19 protein-coding genes are annotated in these 16624 nt (G+C 62.3%); 7 read left to right on the forward strand and 12 right to left on the reverse strand.

All coding sequences use genetic code 11. From position 1 onward, the window contains the following. Nucleotides 1-342 carry a hypothetical protein gene (locus LB559_RS27405; RefSeq protein ID WP_224675435.1) on the forward strand — a complete coding sequence of 114 codons (342 nt, stop codon included), beginning with the start codon at nucleotides 1-3 and terminating at the stop codon, nucleotides 340-342. Between the two features lie 398 nt (nucleotides 343-740). After that, on the forward strand, nucleotides 741-1814 hold the full coding sequence (locus LB559_RS27410) for a c-type cytochrome (RefSeq protein WP_224675436.1): 1074 nt from the start codon (nucleotides 741-743) through the stop codon (nucleotides 1812-1814). Here the strand turns inward: LB559_RS27410 and LB559_RS27415 are convergent. The 7 genes from LB559_RS27415 to LB559_RS27445 all read right to left on the reverse strand — a co-directional run bounded on the left by LB559_RS27415 (nucleotide 1786) and on the right by LB559_RS27445 (nucleotide 7980). Then, nucleotides 1786-2211 carry a c-type cytochrome gene (locus LB559_RS27415; RefSeq protein ID WP_224621639.1) on the reverse strand — a complete coding sequence of 142 codons (426 nt, stop codon included), beginning with the start codon at nucleotides 2209-2211 and terminating at the stop codon, nucleotides 1786-1788. The genes LB559_RS27410 and LB559_RS27415 overlap by 29 nt on opposite strands. Nucleotides 2212-2281: 70 nt before the next feature. After that, complete coding sequence (locus LB559_RS27420) at nucleotides 2282-2605, reverse strand: hypothetical protein (protein WP_013533226.1); 324 nt, start codon at nucleotides 2603-2605, stop codon at nucleotides 2282-2284. Between the two features lie 539 nt (nucleotides 2606-3144). Continuing rightward, complete coding sequence (locus LB559_RS27425) at nucleotides 3145-3348, reverse strand: CsbD family protein (protein WP_013533227.1); 204 nt, start codon at nucleotides 3346-3348, stop codon at nucleotides 3145-3147. A gap of 322 nt (nucleotides 3349-3670) precedes the next feature. Continuing rightward, the gene (guaA, locus tag LB559_RS27430) at nucleotides 3671-5233 is read right to left on the reverse strand and encodes a glutamine-hydrolyzing GMP synthase (RefSeq protein ID WP_013530373.1); all 1563 of its coding nucleotides are present in this window, start codon (nucleotides 5231-5233) and stop codon (nucleotides 3671-3673) included. Between the two features lie 48 nt (nucleotides 5234-5281). Beyond that, nucleotides 5282-5950 (reverse strand): 5'-methylthioadenosine/S-adenosylhomocysteine nucleosidase, encoded by a 669-nt coding sequence (locus tag LB559_RS27435; RefSeq protein WP_063172754.1) that lies wholly within the window; start codon nucleotides 5948-5950, stop codon nucleotides 5282-5284. A gap of 141 nt (nucleotides 5951-6091) precedes the next feature. After that, the gene (locus LB559_RS27440; RefSeq protein ID WP_013530371.1) at nucleotides 6092-6550 is read right to left on the reverse strand and encodes a PaaI family thioesterase; all 459 of its coding nucleotides are present in this window, start codon (nucleotides 6548-6550) and stop codon (nucleotides 6092-6094) included. 140 nt (nucleotides 6551-6690) lie between these two features. Next, nucleotides 6691-7980 carry an RsmB/NOP family class I SAM-dependent RNA methyltransferase gene (locus tag LB559_RS27445; RefSeq protein WP_224675437.1) on the reverse strand — a complete coding sequence of 430 codons (1290 nt, stop codon included), beginning with the start codon at nucleotides 7978-7980 and terminating at the stop codon, nucleotides 6691-6693. Nucleotides 7981-8161: 181 nt separating this feature from the next. Between LB559_RS27445 and LB559_RS27450 the strand changes: the two genes are divergently transcribed. Beyond that, nucleotides 8162-8839, forward strand: coding sequence for an MIP family channel protein (locus LB559_RS27450; RefSeq protein WP_013530368.1), 678 nt, complete (start codon nucleotides 8162-8164; stop codon nucleotides 8837-8839). A gap of 86 nt (nucleotides 8840-8925) precedes the next feature. Here LB559_RS27450 and LB559_RS27455 read toward each other — a convergent pair whose 3' ends face one another. From LB559_RS27455 to LB559_RS27470, 4 genes are all read right to left on the reverse strand, one after another. Next, nucleotides 8926-9678 (reverse strand): amino acid ABC transporter ATP-binding protein, encoded by a 753-nt coding sequence (locus LB559_RS27455; protein WP_164745975.1) that lies wholly within the window; start codon nucleotides 9676-9678, stop codon nucleotides 8926-8928. A 50-nt stretch (nucleotides 9679-9728) separates the two neighbouring features. Continuing rightward, entirely contained in the window at nucleotides 9729-10670 is a 942-nt protein-coding gene (locus tag LB559_RS27460; RefSeq protein WP_013530366.1) for an amino acid ABC transporter permease, read from the reverse strand. Between the two features lie 143 nt (nucleotides 10671-10813). Beyond that, a complete protein-coding gene (locus tag LB559_RS27465; RefSeq protein ID WP_013530365.1) occupies nucleotides 10814-11671 on the reverse strand; it encodes an ABC transporter substrate-binding protein in 858 nt (285 codons plus the stop codon). A gap of 93 nt (nucleotides 11672-11764) precedes the next feature. Continuing rightward, nucleotides 11765-12772, reverse strand: a complete 1008-nt coding sequence (locus LB559_RS27470; RefSeq protein ID WP_013530364.1) for an isopenicillin N synthase family dioxygenase — start codon at nucleotides 12770-12772, stop codon at nucleotides 11765-11767. 101 nt (nucleotides 12773-12873) lie between these two features. Here LB559_RS27470 and LB559_RS27475 point away from each other — a divergent pair, with 101 nt between their 5' ends. The 4 genes from LB559_RS27475 to LB559_RS27490 all read left to right on the forward strand — a co-directional run bounded on the left by LB559_RS27475 (nucleotide 12874) and on the right by LB559_RS27490 (nucleotide 15225). Next, on the forward strand, nucleotides 12874-13818 hold the full coding sequence (locus tag LB559_RS27475) for a nucleoside hydrolase (protein ID WP_013530363.1): 945 nt from the start codon (nucleotides 12874-12876) through the stop codon (nucleotides 13816-13818). A gap of 114 nt (nucleotides 13819-13932) precedes the next feature. Further along, the gene (locus LB559_RS27480) at nucleotides 13933-14607 is read left to right on the forward strand and encodes a TetR/AcrR family transcriptional regulator (protein ID WP_013530362.1); all 675 of its coding nucleotides are present in this window, start codon (nucleotides 13933-13935) and stop codon (nucleotides 14605-14607) included. Between the two features lie 180 nt (nucleotides 14608-14787). Further along, complete coding sequence (locus LB559_RS27485; RefSeq protein WP_224621640.1) at nucleotides 14788-14955, forward strand: LysR family transcriptional regulator; 168 nt, start codon at nucleotides 14788-14790, stop codon at nucleotides 14953-14955. Nucleotides 14956-14991: 36 nt separating this feature from the next. Next, nucleotides 14992-15225: a LysR substrate-binding domain-containing protein gene (locus LB559_RS27490; RefSeq protein ID WP_224621641.1), complete on the forward strand. Its 234-nt coding sequence runs from the start codon at nucleotides 14992-14994 to the stop codon at nucleotides 15223-15225. A 243-nt stretch (nucleotides 15226-15468) separates the two neighbouring features. Here the strand turns inward: LB559_RS27490 and LB559_RS27495 are convergent, their stop codons facing one another. Beyond that, nucleotides 15469-16572, reverse strand: a complete 1104-nt coding sequence (locus LB559_RS27495) for a calcium:proton antiporter (RefSeq protein WP_224675438.1) — start codon at nucleotides 16570-16572, stop codon at nucleotides 15469-15471. Nucleotides 16573-16624: the final 52 nt, after the last annotated feature.

Consider the following 16624-nt stretch of genomic DNA (forward strand, 5'->3'; position numbering starts at 1 on the left):
ATGCAGGCGATCCGTACCGGCGTTTCCTGGGCAGGCCTGGTCAGCGGACCAGTTGCGTGGGCAATAACGCTGCAGCTCGATTATTCGATTGCATCCTGGCAATGCCATGCCGGCTTTCGTCCCACTGCCTTGTTCTCGTTGACAGGCGCCGCTGTCGCCCTGGCAGGCGCGCTGCTGTCGTGGCACGCCGTTCATGACCGTGGACATGGTACGGTTCCGCCCCTGAAGGCGCGCACGCGCGCATTCCTTGCAAGGACTTCCGTGGGCATCGGGGTGCTGTTCACGCTCATCTTGCTGGCGCAACTGATGGCAGGGCTGATCTTCAGCGGGTGCGAACTGTGACGAGGTCAAAGACCCGGAGATTGGCCGTCCGCCGGTGCGCGCCTTGGCCTGGCGCGGGCATTCCATTCCCGGCCGTCACCTCCCGGGCGGTCGCGCTCGTCTTGGCATCGTTGGCGCTTTGCACTGAGCTGCGGGCGAGCGAAATCCAGAAGGGTGAATACCTTACCCGAGCGGCCGACTGCATCGGCTGCCACACGTCCAATCCGAGCCGCCCGTTCGCTGGAGGCTATCGCGTGCCGACACCCTTCGGCGACGTATACTCGACCAACATCACACCTGATCCTGACACGGGCATTGGACGCTACTCCGCGGACGAGTTCGTGCGGGCCGTGCGGAAAGGTATCAGGCGCGACGGAGCCGATCTCTATCCCGCCATGCCCTATGACAGCTTCGCCGCGATGAGCCGCGAGGACGTGCTTGCGATCCGGACCTACCTCCTGGCGCAGCCGCCGATCTCGCAGCCGCAGCCGCGAAACATCCTGCCTTTTCCATTCAACCAGCGCTGGACAGTTGCGCTGTGGAAGCTCGCGAACCTGCATACCGGCAGTTTCACGCCCGATCGGAACCGGACCGCCGCATGGAACAGGGGAGCCTACCTGGTCGAGGTGCTCGGCCACTGCGGTGCCTGCCACACGCCAAGGAATGCGACGTTCGGCATGGATGAAGACCACAAGCTTGCCGGCGGCACCGCCGGCATCTGGCAGGCCTTCAACATCACCAGCGACAAGATCGCAGGCGTCGGCGGCTGGAGCAACGAAGAGCTGTCTCGATTTCTCAAAACCGGCGCCGTTCCCGGGAAGGCTTATGCGGGCGGGCCGATGGCGGAAACGGTCATGAACAGCCTGCAACATCTTTCCGATGACGATATCCAGGCCATCGTCGCTTATCTCAGGGACGTGCCCGCCCAATCGGGAGACGAAAAGCAGCCGCGTTTCTCATGGGGTAACGCGGCCACGGCCGACGGCGATGCTGGAACCGAAGGGATGACGCAAGGCAGCGGGACCGCAGCCGGCGATGATCTCTATCGATCGCTCTGTTCGACGTGCCATGGGGCGAACGGAGGCGGATCGTCAGACGGATCCTATCCGTCCTTGACCCGCAACAGCACCCCCGGCGCGGCCACGCCCGAGGATGTCGCCATGACCATCCTAGAAGGCGTCAAAGCTGGCGACGTGGCGGGGCGTAAATCGATGACGGCCTTCGGCGGCTGGCTGGACGATGGCCAGGTGGCAGCCCTTGCAAATTACGTCACCGCTCGGTTCGGAAATCCCGACGTCAGCGTTACCGCGGCCGATATACGCCAGATGCGAGCCGGCTCGACAACAGGCCAGACAATCATGGTTCTGGCGGCTCAATCACTTGTGGCGTGCGCCGCCGTGTTGATGCTTGGGCTGCTGCTTCTGCTGGCAAGGCGCCTGCGCCGTCGGACCAGTTCAGTGCGCCTCATGTCCGCGCATAGAGATAGGCGGTGATGTCGCGCGCCTCTTGAGGCGACAGATTTGTATTGGGCATGGCCGTGTTCGGGTCTACGTCCCGCGCTCTGCTGATCCAGCGCATCATCGCATCCGGGCTGGCTCGCGATGCCCCGATATATCCTCTTTCGACGACGCCCTGCAGGGAGGGACCGACGGTACCACGGGCGCCGGGCACCCCCGGGATTTCGTGACATCCGCCACAGCCGTTGCGGATCATGGCCGGGACGGCTCGTTGAGGGTCGCCGCCGATCGCCTGCACAAGCGTGGTTTCTCGCAGACTGTTGCTGCGAACCGATCCGCTGGCGAAGACGGCAAAACCGATGACGACAGCCGCCGATGCTCCTGCCAACCACCAGAATTGGGGCGGCGCTTGCTTGGCGGCCTGCCGGTTCATCTGCGCTTACCGCTCTCAGCGCTCAATGCGCTGCCGAAGCACTGGTCCGGCAACGGATTGAGGAGCCGGGTCATTTATTACAGTTCTGCACATTCGATGTTGTCGTGCCGGTCGCGGTGTTGTTGTCGATGTCATTGCCTGCCGAATCTTTGCAGCGGTCAGTCATGCCACCTGATTTCGTTGTGGAATTTGTCGAATTTGTAGTGCTCGGATCGGAAGGATTCACGGACGTTCCAGAGCCTGTGCCGCTGTTGCCGCCGGTATTTCCAGACGTAGCCCCGGTGCCGTCGTTCGAGCCCGAACCGCTGTTGGAGCCGGAACTGTTCGACTGTGCCACTGCCGATGTGGCCAATGTGAGCGCGAGCACAGCGGCGGACAGAAGTTTGACGATCATGGTAGATCTCCTGGTTGGGTGTACCGCCACCAAACCAATCCTTTCCTGATATGTTCCCGGCGAAATCGTGTTCAGCAAAATTCTTGTGAAACAGGTTTTTGTGCCGGCACTGCAGACCGGCTAGCCGCGCGACGGCGGTCGATATAGGTGCGCCGCCTTGGCGTCGTCCGGCCGCGGAAGCAGCGCTGGCCGCATGCCCTCGCCTGAAGCATAGTTGCTCACTGGTGGCCGCTGCCCGCGTCCCCGACCAATGCCCGATCATCCCCGGATCGGAGACAGCTCAATCATCGCCATGAAAGTCATAGCAACGGGCCGAACACGAATATAGCCAGTAGAGCAAGAAAAATCACGGCGATAACTGCGATCGCCCACGTGACAATTCTTCTTGTCCCCCGTTGCTCCTGCTTGCGAGAGATATTTTCAGCCACAGTACGAAATCCTTGCTGCAAAACTCAACCGACGACAAGGCTCAGCGCCCGCATGGTCCTGCCGGACTGTTGGGCCGCGTCCTGGAATGGCCACAGCCGGGGCTCACATGCCTACCAACCCTGCCGCCCGTACCAATCGTCGACATCGCGCCGCACGCGGTCCTTTTCGATGCCGTAACGCTCCTGGATCTTGCCTTCGAGTTGATCGCGCTTGCCGGCGATGCGGTCAAGGTCGTCATCGGTGAGTTTGCCCCACTGCTCCTTGACCTTGCCTTTCACCTGTTTCCAGTTTCCTTCCACGCGGTTCCAGTCCATGACACCGTTCTCCCTGTTTTGGAAAGGTCCGGAATAGGAAACGCAATCCAGTCAAGGATGTTCCTGGAAACAGCCAACGCGCTGCCCGATGCCGAATCGGTTGCCAGAAGTTATCGCCCCTTGCGGTCCGCAAAGTACGTTCGAGCCAACTTTCAGCCGAGCCATCGTCGCTCGCTCAAACCCGCGTATTGCACGTCATATGCCAAGGCTCTAAACGGCTCCGACGATGCTTTACATTCGTGCCCGATCACGTTTGAGTGCTGTCAGGCAATCAGCGCTAACTCCAGCGGAGGCGACAACACACCATCGCCGCCTAATCCTCCTACTCCCACTCGATTGTTCCGGGCGGCTTCGACGTCACGTCGTAGACGACGCGGTTGATGCCGCGGACTTCGTTGATGATGCGGGTGGCAGCAGCCCCCAGGAAGGCCATGTCGTAGTGGTAGAAATCCGCCGTCATGCCGTCGACCGAGGTGACGGCACGCAGCGCGCAGACGAACTCGTAGGTGCGGCCGTCGCCCATCACGCCGACCGTCTGCACCGGCAGCAGCACGGCGAATGCCTGCCAGATGGCATCGTAGAGGCCGGCTTTGCGGATCTCGTCAAGATAGATGGCGTCGGCTTCGCGCAGGATCTCCAGCTTTTCGCGGGTGATGCCGCCGGGGCAGCGGATGGCGAGGCCCGGGCCGGGGAATGGATGGCGTCCGATGAAACTCTCGGGCAGGCCAAGCTCCTTGCCCAGCGCCCTGACCTCGTCCTTGAACAGCTCGCGCAGCGGCTCGACCAGCTGCATGTTCATGCGCGCCGGCAGGCCGCCGACATTGTGGTGCGACTTGATCGTCACCGACGGGCCGCCGGTGAAGGAGACACTTTCGATCACGTCGGGATAGAGCGTGCCTTGCGCCAGGAATTCGGCGCCGCCGAGTTTCTTGGCCTCTTCCTCGAACACCTCGATGAACAGCCGGCCTATGGTCTTGCGTTTTTTCTCCGGATCCGACTCGCCCTCGAGGGCGTCGATGAAACGGTCCGACGCGTTGACCAGAATGAGCGGCAAATTGTAGTGCTCACGGAACATCGCCACCACGCCCGCGGCCTCGTCCTTGCGCATCAGGCCGTGGTCGACAAGGATGCAGGTCAGCTGGTCGCCGACCGCTTCGTGGATCAACAGCGCGGCAACGGAGGAATCGACGCCGCCCGACAGCGCGCAGATGACCTTGCCCTTGCCGACCTGCTTGCGGATCGCCTCGACCGCGTGCTCGCGGTAGGCGCGCATGGTCCAGTCGCCCTCGATGCCGGCGATGTTGTGGACGAAGTTCCTGAGCAGCCGGGCACCGTCGGGCGTATGCACCACCTCGGGGTGGAACATGATGCCGTACATCTTGCGCTCGATGTTGCCGAAGATGGCGAAGGGCGAGCCCTCCGATTTGCCGAACACCTCGAAGCCGTCGGGCAAGGAGATGACGCGGTCGCCATGGCTCATCCACACCTGGTGGCGCTGGCCGGGCGCCCACAGGCCCTCGAACAGCGGGCTGTCCTTCTGGATCTCGACGAAGGCGCGGCCGAATTCGCGATGGTCGGAGCTTTCGGCGACGCCGCCCATCTGCACGCACATGGCCATCTGGCCGTAACAGATGCCGAGCACCGGCACGCCGGCGTCGAAGACGATCTGCGGCGCGCGCGGACTGCCTATATCGCCGGTCGAAGCCGGGCCGCCGGACAGGATCACGGCTTTCGGATTGATGCGCTTGAATGCCGCTTCGGCCGACTGGAACGGCACGATCTCGGAAAACACGCCGGCCTCGCGGATGCGGCGGGCGATGAGCTGGGTGAACTGGCTGCCGAAATCGACAATCAGGACGGTATCGGGATGATTGGCTGTTTTCATGGCGAGCGTTTAGAGAAAGAAATGAGTCGACGCAATGGGTTGCGAGTTTCAGAGCGGTCTGGCGTCTTCATGCGGCGAATCTTTCAGAAGCGTGCCCGAACCGATGGCCTGTTCGAGCCGCATGACGGCCTCCGCCAGCTTCCCATCGATGACTTCAAGATATTCGGTCCAGTCGCCGACATGCCTGAGATCCGCCGCCCCGTCGGAAATGCCGCGCAGCCCGATCAGCGGAATGTCGAACAACTGGCAGGCGCGCAGGCAGGCGAAGGTCTCCATGTCGACCATGTCGGCGTTAACAGCATCATAGGCCGCACCGGTGATGATCGCGCCGCCGGTCGATAGCGTCGCCTGCTTGATATCAGGTATCTTGAAGGGCAATGGCACGGTCACCGGCAGGTCGAGGAAGGGTGTGGCACCCTTCTCGAAGCCGAGCGGCGAAGCGTCGATGTCACGGTAGCTGACCGAAACCGCCTGGTAGATTCCCGTCTGCTCCAGCGTCCGGCTGCCGGCTGAGCCGAGCGACACGACGAGGTCGGGCAGGGTTTTTTGCGACTTCAGCCAGGAGAGTTCAGCGCCTAGCCTGACGCCGGCCTCGACCGGACCGACACCTGTCATCAATGGCGTGAACAGCTGCTTGAGATGCGGACCGTATTCGGCCTGCGCCGCCATGACGAAGAGGACGTCCTTGCCCGACAGGCGGCGAATTTTATCGGTCATGATGATTTGCTCCTCTCCGCCCGATCACCTGCTTATCTGCGCCGCCGCTCGCCGGGACCCGCTGCCTCCGACAGCTCCCGGCGTCCGTGGCCTTTCATCGTGCCACCGGCACGATGAATTCGCCTGCGGCGAACCGGCCACTCACCCTTCTATGCCATCACGCCCGACCACCGTCATCATCGTTCCGGTCATGGTGGCGATCAGCTTGGCCTCGCCGTCGGCGGCAAAGGCGTAGGCCTGGCCGTCGGCAACGATGATGGTGCGGCCTGGCTTGGTCACCGAGCCGCGGAACAGGAAGCGCTCGCCCCTGCCCGGCGCCAGCAGGTTGACCTTGAACTCGATGGTCAGCACGCCGGAATTTTCCGGCATCAGCGAAAAGGCGGCATAGCCGCAGGCCGAGTCCAGCGCCGTCGAAATGACGCCGGCATGGAGGAAGCCGTGCTGTTGGGTGAGTGCCGCCGAATAGGGCATCTCAATCTCGATGATGCCGGGCGTCACCAGCGTCAGTTCGGCGCCGATCGTGGCCATCGCCTTCTGGCGCGCGAAGGAGGTCCTGACGCGATCCTCATAGTCCGGGGCGGGTACGATCTTTGCTGCCATGGCCGCTGCCTTCCTTTATGCGGATAAGCTTATTGCAGAGGCATGGACGGCAGGCAAATGCTTTTGCTGCACTGCACAATCGACCTGGCCTGCCTGCTGGCGCCACGCATCCGTCAGGAATTGGCGACATCCGATCGGATTCAGGCCGACCTGCGCAACGCACAGAAGTAAAACCCGTCGGTGCCGCTCAGCGCCGGCGACAGCGAGATGTCGCCTTTGGCGCCGATGCGCGCGGCTGCCGGATGGCCGGGAAAACGGCTGTCCCAGAGCTGGCGGTGGTCGACGGGAACAAAGCCGCTGTTACGGTCCCGAAAGGCCGCGATCTGCTCGCCATTCTCCTCATCAAACACCGAGCAGGTGATGTAGACCAGCAGGCCGCCCGGTTTGACATAGGCTTTGGCCGCATCGAGGATCGCCGACTGTTCGCCCTTGCGGGTATCGAGCTGCCTCTGCGTCAGCCGCCATTTGGCGTCGGGGCGGCGCCGCCACGTGCCGCTGCCGGTGCAGGGCGCGTCGACCAGCACGATGTCCATGTGGTTGCCGAGCGGCGCGAGTTCCGTGGGCTTGGTGACCACCTGCACATTGCGGTTTTCCGAACGACGGATGCGGTCGAAGATCGGCGCTAGCCGTGCTTTCTCCGCATCGTGGGCAAAGATCTGGCCACGATTTTCCATCGAAGCCGACAGTGCCAGCGTCTTGCCGCCGGCGCCGGCGCAGAAATCCAGCACCTGCATGCCGGCTTCGGCCCCGGCAAGGGCGGCCGCGATCTGCGAGCCTTCGTCCTGGACCTCGAACCAGCCCTTCTGGAAGGCCGGTTCGGCCTGCACATTCGGGTGCCGGCCATCGCCGTCGATCGGCGGAATGCGGATGCCGTGCGGGGCGATTGCCGCGGGTTTGGCGCCGGTTCCCGTCAGTTCGGCCAGCACCTTGTCGCGGTTGGCCTGCAAGGTGTTGACCCTGAGGTCGAGCGGCGGGCGCGTCGCCAGTGCGGCGCCCTCGTCGGCCCAACTTGGGCCGAAGGCTCGCTCGAAAAGCGGCCCGCACCAATCGGGAACATCCGCCCGCACCGCGTCCGGCGCATCGGCGAGCCGACGGTCGGCGATGGCCTGAAGCTCGGCGGCGGTCAGCAGCGGCGGTGCGAACTTGTCACCATCCAGCGCGTCGTTGAGCGATTGTGCCGTCTGCCCCCATTCGAGCAGCAGGGCGCCGAAGCCAATGGCGCGCGGCGTGTCCTGCCCCAGCAGCCAGCCCGCGGAACGCTTGTGGCGCAAGGCGTCATAGACGATGTTGCCGATGGCCGCACGGTCGCCGCCGCCGGCGAAGCGATGCGACAGGCCCCAATCCTTCAGCGCGTCCGCCACCGGCCGGTGGCGCCGGCCGATGTCTTCCAGCACTTCGATGGCCGCAGCCAGCCTTCCGCCCAGTCGCATTGTCTTGTTCCGTCACGCAGAAAATTATTCCGGCCCTGCTCTAGAGCGCGCAACCGGCGCGCACAAGCAGGTCGGCCGGCACAACCGCTCTGCTTTCCAACTTTTCTGGTTGCGAATACTCTTCCGATTGTGATTCGCGGCGCGAAAAGGTGAACCGGCGGATCGACACGAGGAGAGGGCAATGAAGACTTATCTGGCGGAAGTTCTAGGCACATTTCTATTGGTGTTCATCGGTACGGCTTCTGTGGTGACGGGCGGCTTCGGCGGCGCGCTGCCGCTTGGCCAGGAAGGCATCGGTCTGGCGTTCGGCATCGGCCTCATCGCCGCGGCCTATGCGATCGGCCCCATTTCGGGCGCGCATCTCAATCCGGCGGTGACGCTCGGCGTCTTCCTTGCCGGCCGGCTGCCGGCCAAGGACGTCATCCCCTACTGGATCGCGCAGGTCATCGGCGGCGTCCTTGCTTCACTGGCGTTGTGGATCATCGTCTCCGGCCAGGTTGGCGGACACACCACCGGCTTCGGCGCCAATGGCTGGGATGTGACGAAATGGGGTGTCAGTTCGGCCTTCCTGTGGGAAGTGATCGGCACCTTCACCTTCGTCACCGTGATCCTTGGCGTCACGGCCGAAAAGCACTCGACGGCGTTCGCCGGACTGGTCATCGGCCTGACGCTGGCAGGGCTGCACTTCGCCATCATCCCGGTGACCGGCACGTCGCTCAACCCGGCCCGCTCGATCGGTCCGGCACTGTTTTCGGGAACTGCGGCGATCGGCCAGCTCTGGCTGTTCATCGTGGCACCGTTGATCGGCGGCGCCATTGCCGGCGTCGTCGCCAAGGCGCGCATCTTCGAGAAGGACTGAGCTCTTTGGAAGGCTGAATATGCGAAGGCGCGGGCCATGGCCCGCGCTTTTTTTGTGGATCTTCTCTTGGGTGGATTCTCTTGCCGTCAAAGCACCCGCGACAGGAACTCGCGGGTTCGGGGCGATACCGGATTGGCAATCATCTCGCGCGGAGCGCCGCGTTCGATGATCACACCGCCATCCATGAAAACCAGCTGATCGCCGATCTCGCGGGCGAAGCCTACCTCGTGGGTGACCACGACCATCGTCATGCCGCTTTCGGCCAGATCGCGCATGACCTGCAGCACCTCGCCAACGAGTTCGGGGTCGAGCGCCGATGTCGGCTCATCGAAGAGCAGGACTTTCGGCTTCATCGCCATCGCGCGCGCGATGGCGACACGCTGCTGCTGGCCGCCGGACAGTTCCCTCGGATACCGGTCGACCTTGTCCAGGAGACCGACGCGCCGAAGCAGAATCTCCGCTTCGGCCTTTGCCTCGTCCGGGGGGATGCGCCGAACCTGCGTCGGCGCCTCAATCAAATTCTCCATCACGGTCATGTGGGAGAACAGGTTGAACGACTGAAACAGCATGCCGGTCTCGGCGCGCCGCCGGCAAAGCAGGTCGTCCTTGACCTCGTAGAGCTTGTCGTCCCTAAGGTCGTAGCCGACGAACTGACTGTCGACGAGCAGGATGCCGGCGCTGAGCTTCTCGAGATGGTTGATGCAGCGCAGGAATGTGCTCTTGCCGGAACCCGAAGGGCCGATGATGCAGGCGACCGATCCGACGGGTACGTCGAGATCGACACCCTTGAGAACCTCGAGCGGACCATAGGATTTGCGCACGCCGCGCGCGAAAACCATGGAGTCGGCTGGGACGCCGAAGCGGGCGCGATTTTCGTCCTTCACGTCGCTCATCGGGAAATGCCACGCAGGCTGATGATGTTGCGCAGGAAGCGCATCGTCACGGCATCGCGGCGCGTATCGCTGCGACCGAAATGTCGCTCGAGGAAATGCTGTCCCACCGACATGATGCTGACTACCGCGAGATACCAGAAGGCGACCACGATCAGAAGCGGGATCGTCTCGAAGGTGCGCGCATAGATGCTCTGCGCCGAATAGAACAGGTCGTCGACGGCGATGAATGTCACCAGCGACGTCATCTTCAGGAGGTTAATGGCCTCATTGCCGGTTGGCGGCAGTACGAAGCGCATCGCCTGCGGCAGCGTGATGCGCTTCAGGATCATGCGGTACGGCATGCCAAGCGCGCTCGCCGCCTCAGCCTGGCCCGACGGCACCGACTTGATGCCGGCCCGGATGATCTCGGCCATGTAGCCCGCCTCGCACAGGGAAAGGGCGACGACGGCAGAGAAGAACGGAGTCATGAAATCATTGGTGCGCACGGAAAACAGCGTGCCGACAAAGGGGATGGTCAACGAGACTTCGCGCACCAGCAGCGACAGGTTGAACCAGAAGATCAGCTGTATCAGGGCCGGTACGCCACGGAAAAACCAGACGTACAGACCCGCGAAGGCACGCAGCACCGGGCTTGGCGACACGCGCATGATGGCGATGACCGTGCCGACAACGATCGCCAATATCATGATCACCGCGGTGAGCATCAAGGTGTTGCCAAGGCCGCGCATGACAGAGGGATGCAGGAGGTAACTCACCACCGTAGGCCAGGCAAAGGCAGGGTTGCTGGCGAAGGCCCGGATGATCAGGAATGCCACCAGCAGGGCCAGCGCCGTGCCGACCCAGATGCCGTAGCGGCGCTGCGGCATGACGGTCAGGCGCGAAACCGCCTCGGCGACGCCCGGCTCGATGCGTATCTCGTTTGGGTGGGCCGCGCCCATCGCTGCTTCTCCTGGTCTTGATCCGGAAGCGGCGCCCGGCACGAGACCGGACGCCGACAACCGCTATCGCATCAGCCCCAAATGATTTCGGAAAGCATGATCAAAGTTTTAGAACAAAGTGCGTCCGACTGGACAAAACTTTGTCAGTCGGCGCGCAACGCCTCCATGCTGCCGACGAAATAGGGCTCCTTGATCGCGTAGGCGCCCATGCCGTATTTGTCGAGAATAGCCTTGTAGGTGCCGTTCTTGAACAGCTCGGAGAGTGCGCCCACCATCATATCGGCGGTCTCCTTGTCGTCCTTGGCGATCGCCATGCCGAGCGGCGCGACTTCATAGAGGGTCGGCAGCACCACGAGCTGGCCCTTGCTGGTGACCTCGAAATAGCTCGAGGCGGTCGCATCGTCCATGCGGGCGTCGACGCGGTCGGACAGCACCGCCTGGACGATATCCGTCGACGAGTTGAAGACCGATTTTTCGATGGCTGCCTGGCCCTTGCCGGTGCAATCCGTGCTCAGCTTGTCGACCAGGAAATCCGATGCGCTGCCTGCCGAAACGCCGATCCGCTTGCCGCAGAGCGGGGTGTCGCCGCTGAAACTCGCCTTCTTGTCCGGCGACGTCGAAACAGCCAGGCCGGCCTTCAGGAACATGACGAAATCGACCTGCTTGAGCCGCTCCGGCGTGGCGGAGAAAGTCTCCCAAGCGACCTTGAAACGGCCGGCCGCCAGGCCCGGTATCATCGAGGGGAAAGGTGTGCGCGCCACGTCCAGCTTGGCGCCGACCAGCTTGGCCACCTCACCGGCCAGTTCTATGATAATCCCGGTCTGTTTGCCGTCGGCGTCGAGATACTCGAAAGGCGCATAGTCCAGCGTGTTGGCGACGGTCAGCATGCCGGTCTGCTGAACCTCGGCCGATTTCGTCACCTTGGCGGCGCCTGAAGGTCCGCTCCAGGCTATGGCAAGTGCGGCCAGCGCCAAACCTGCCATCTGTAAATGTGCTCTCATTTTCGTTCCCCTTTTTTGATTACAACGGTTCCTGCAGTCTGCTCTCCAATCAGGGCCTCGCGTCCTCATCGCCGCAGCCAAGCATTGATCCGTCTATGTACCGGCTGCTTCCGCAGCCTTTTTCTTGCGGTAATGGTAGTTCTTGTCGATGCGCTCCATCAGATAGTCGCCGTAGAGCACCGGCTCATATTTCGGCTGGCTACCGGCCGGCACGCAGACCGGCAGCGCCTCGATCGTTTCATCCATGGACGGGTCGAAGAAGAAGGGCTGGGAATAGCGCTCGCGCCCCGACCGGTTGATGACGCGATGCGGCGTCGAGACGAACTGGTCGTTCGACCAGCGCGCCAGGATGTCGCCGACATTCATCACGAAGGAGTCCGGGACCGGAGGCGCGGGAACCCATTCGCCCGCCTTGTTCTTGACTTCCAGGCCGCCGACATTGTCCTGCGCCAGCAGTGTAATGAAGCCGTAATCGGTGTGAGGGGCCGAACCGAATAGCCCCTCCTCATGCGGCTGCGTCGGGTAGTGCAGCAACCGCAGGAAGGTTGTCGGCTGATCGAAATAACGGTCGAGACTGTCGGTCGGAAGTCCAAGCGAAAGAGCGATGGCGCCGACCATTTTGCGGGCCAGTGTGCTCATCTCATCGACATAGCGTTCAATCGTTGGCCTGAAGCCAGCAAGCGTTGCCTCGTCCGGCCACTGGTTGGGACCCTGCAGCGGCTTGTCGGCCAATGTCCTGGGGTCGTCGGCCTCGACCTCGTGCATGAAGAAGATCGATTCGCTCTGGTTCGGCTTGCTTACTGTCGCCACCGACGACGTCACGATCGTCGAGCCGGCAAAGGGCAGGTAGCCGCGGAAATTCCTGTCGATCTTCAGCGCCAGTTTCTGCTCCTCGGGCAGAGCGAAGAAGCGCTTGCTGGCTTCGCGAACCGCTTCGACGTCGGCACGCGGGATCGGATGCCCGACGACATAGAGGAAGCCGATCGTCTCGAGATGGCGGCGCAGTGTCGCCGCCGTCGCGGCGATCGCTTCCTGGTCATCGCCATAGAGCGCCGACACATCGATGATCGGAATTTCGGAAAAGTCGCCGCGTGCGTCCATTCGAACACCTTCTCTTGAACATAAGATACAGTACTGTATTTCTACACATCCAAATCGCCTCAGCAATAGGCTTTCGAGCGCAACGGGAAAAACGCGGCACAATGGCACCACGCAAGATAATCATCGACACCGACCCAGGTCAGGATGACGCGTTCGCGATCCTTTTCGCGCTAGGCTCGCCAGCCGAACTCGAGGTAGTCGGCATCACGACAGTCGGCGGCAACGTGCCGCTTGCCCTAACGTCGAAGAATGCGCTCAAGGTCGTGGAACTTGCCGGACGACCCGATGTGCCGGTCTATGCCGGCTGCCCGGCGCCGATGGTGCGCAAGCTGATCACGGCCGAGTATGTTCACGGCGAAACGGGCCTCGACGGCGCCGATCTGCCCGAACCCGTCACACCGCTGCAGAGCGAGCACGCAGTCAATTACCTGGTGCGCACGATCATGGATGCGCCGGAAGGCGCGTTGACCGTCTGCACGCTCGGGCCGATGACCAACCTGGCCATGGCCATGACCATGGAACCGAAAATCGTCCCTCGGCTGCGCGAAGTCGTGCTGATGGGCGGGGGCTTTTTTCAAGGCGGCAATGCCACGCCTGCCGCGGAGTTCAACATCTTTGTCGATCCGCATGCCGCGCACAAAGTGTTCGACAGCGGCGTCCCGGTGACGATGGCCGGCATCGACTGCACCTACACTGCCCTGATGACGCCTGAATGGCTCGACGCCCTGCGCGCCACCGGCAGTCGCGCGGCGATCGAGGCCGCCAACATGGCCGACTTCTATCGCCAATACGGCACCCACAAATTCGCGACGGCGGCGCGTCCCATCCACGATGCGTGCGTCACCGGTTACCTTCTGGCCCCGGGGATCTACGAGCAGCGCCAGTGCGCCGTGACGGTCGATATCGTCTCGCCCGAAACCATAGGCATGACCGTCGTCGACTGGTGGCACGTCACCGGCCGCCGCAAGAACTGCAATGTCCTGCGCCGGATCGATCCGGCGCCGTTCTTCACGCTGATGCTGGAGCGGATCAGTGCACTGCCCTGAAAATGCGTATCCGGCGATAGACGGTGACACGGAGAATTGCGAAGCAGTCACGGGGCGGTTCGATAGGCGAATCGGCCATGCGCGTTGCGCGCGGCGACGAAGGTCTCGAATTTCATGAACGGGAAAGGCGTGCTGGCGAAAACGAAACGACCGCCTCGACCGGCGGTGCGATCAAAAGCGGCGCGGCAGACGCTCAGCCGTGAGGCCTGGATTGCGGCGGCGCGCAAGGTGCTGGAAAAGCGCGGCATCGGCGAGGTCAAGATCGACCGCCTGGCGCAGCAGTTGAAGGTCACGCGGGGCAGCTTCTATTTCCATTTTGCCAGCCTGGCGGACCTTCGCGGCGGCCTCTTGCAGGAATGGCGAAACAGCAATTGCGCGCCGTTCTGGGCGATGCGCGAGATCCACGACATAGACGGCCTGCAGTTCTTCACCGACATCGTGCATGTCTGGGTGGATGAAGCCCCTTTCAGCCCGCTGCTTGACCTGGCTGTTCGCGATTGGTCACGGACATCGAAAAAGCTCGCTCAGGAAGTCAAGGACATCGACGATCTGCGCATCGCGCTGCTCATCCGGGCGTTCCGCGCCATGGGCTATTCGGAAGACGAGAGCATCGTGCGGGCGCGCATCACCTATTTCCACCAGATCGGCCAGTACGCACTGTCCTTCAAGGAAGACCCGGCCGTGCGCCGCCGCTACCAGCCACTGTTCGGAGAAGTGCTGCTCGGACCGCTCGTTCAAGAACCCGGCACGGCGCCGAAGTCGACGGAGATGCGGGCCGATCGTCGTTAGGACCTCTGGCTGGAAACAGTCGTGCCATCTGGAACGGTCGGGCCGCGTTGTGGCGAGGAGCAGCACCTGTCGCAAAATCGCCATAGGCGGCAGTAAACTTCGAAGCCATTGTCCTTCAATCTCCGGAACCGTGCTAGAGAGCGCTACCGATTGAATAGCGCCTGCTGGTTCGAGGTCCCATTGACAAAACGGCTATCGGATTTCGACGTTGGCTTGCTGCTGACACTCGATGCGCTGTTGAAGCACCAGAACGTCACCCATGCGGCGTCGAGATTGAACATTACCCAATCGGCCTTGTCGGCCCGCCTGACGCGGCTGCGTCAATTGCTGAACGACCCTGGCACTTGAGCCCGAACTCGTCCGGCTGCTCGGTTGAGCGATTTCGTGAATACTGCTCATCTGTTCGACCCCGCCACAAGCAAACGTGTCTATCGCATTGCCGCAACGGACAATCCGGCAGCGATCCTGGCTCCGGACCTCATTCCGCGGTTCAAATCCCAAGCTCCCAACGCAAAGGTCGCCTTTACGGTGCCCGACAAGCCGAGGATCGTCGAGCACCTGGAGCAGGGCGACATCGATCTCTTCATCGGAGCCGCGGAAGACGTTCGAGTGGCCTGATCAGGCAGAAACTGTTCGAAGAGGAATTCGTCACCGCCCAGGGGCACGGCCATCCGCGCGGCAAGGGACCGATCACCCTGGACGAATTCTGTGCCCTCGACCATCTGCTCATTTCGACGATGCAGCGCCATGGCGGCGTGGACGCCCCACCGATGTTGGATGCCAATCGGGGTTTACAGCCGACGTCGGCCATTGCCCAGCCGCAGCGCGAGCCAGCCCTCAAGCGCCAACCTGAGCCAGAGTTCATGGCACAAATATAAGAAATATGTATGTAATAAATACCACGATATGGACAGCGCCCGTCAAGAATGTTGTTCTTTCAGTACTAAAGCTCACATTGCATATGAAGAGCGCTAAAATCAAAAGCACTGTGTCAGTCGCTGGAAGCCCCAGGGTTAACCCTCTGCCCGTCAGCAGGCTGGCGGCTGCGACCGCCGGTATTGTCAAACCGATTGTGGCGCAAGCGGAACCCATCGCGACATTCAAACCGCGTTGCAGCTCATTGTTGAGTGAAGCGCGAACCGCCGAAATGGCCTCCGGCATCAACACCAGCCCGGCGATCATTGCCCCCACAATGCTGTCAGCCTGGGTCACCTGGTAGGCAACGAGCGTATCTTCGACGCTTGCCGCGACCTGCTCGGCGAGCATGACAATGCCGATCAGGCCGGCCATCAGCAACAGAGCGCCGGCAAAGACGCTTTCGTGCGGAGCAGTCCGCAGCGAAACGCCGTGGGCCTGCCCTTCGACAAAGTCTTCCCGGTGGCGGACGGTCTGCGCGAACACAAAACTTGCATAAAGCAGCACCGAAAGCACGCTCACAAAGCCAAGTTGAGCTGCCGAAAATGTGCCCGGCCCCGTAGCTTGTGTGTAGGTCGGCAGAATAAGCGTCATGATGGTCAGCGCGATCAGAACCGCCAAATATGCGCTGGTCCCTTGTCGAACAATTGCCTGCTTGCGATGGCGCCAGCCGCCAAGCGCGAGACACGTGCCGACGACGCCGGTAGATGCAATCATCACCGTTGAAAAGACGGACTCACGTGCAAGCGTAGGGTTGTTCTCTCCATGCAGCATCATGGAAACGATGATCGACACCTCGATTGCCGTCACGGCAAAAGTCAGCACCAATGTGCCGTAGGGCTCTCCTACACGCCGAGCCACAGCCTCGGCGTGGTCGAGCACCACGAAAATGGTGGTGAACATGATCGCACTCGAAAGCGCTCCGACGAGTATCCTGACGCCCAGCGAACCTTCGTCCGCCGACAGCCCGCCTGCCCTGACGGCGACAGCCATGACCAAGGCGGCCAGCGGCATCGCATATGAAGTCACCGAACGTCCGAAACCGCTCATGCAAGCCCCTGCGCGCTGCTGCGAACCGTGGCTGCATTCGCGCAGCGACAGA

The sequence above is a fragment of the Mesorhizobium sp. BR1-1-3 genome (assembly GCF_020165455.1).
In the GTDB taxonomy this organism is placed as follows: Bacteria; Pseudomonadota; Alphaproteobacteria; order Rhizobiales; family Rhizobiaceae; genus Mesorhizobium; species Mesorhizobium ciceri.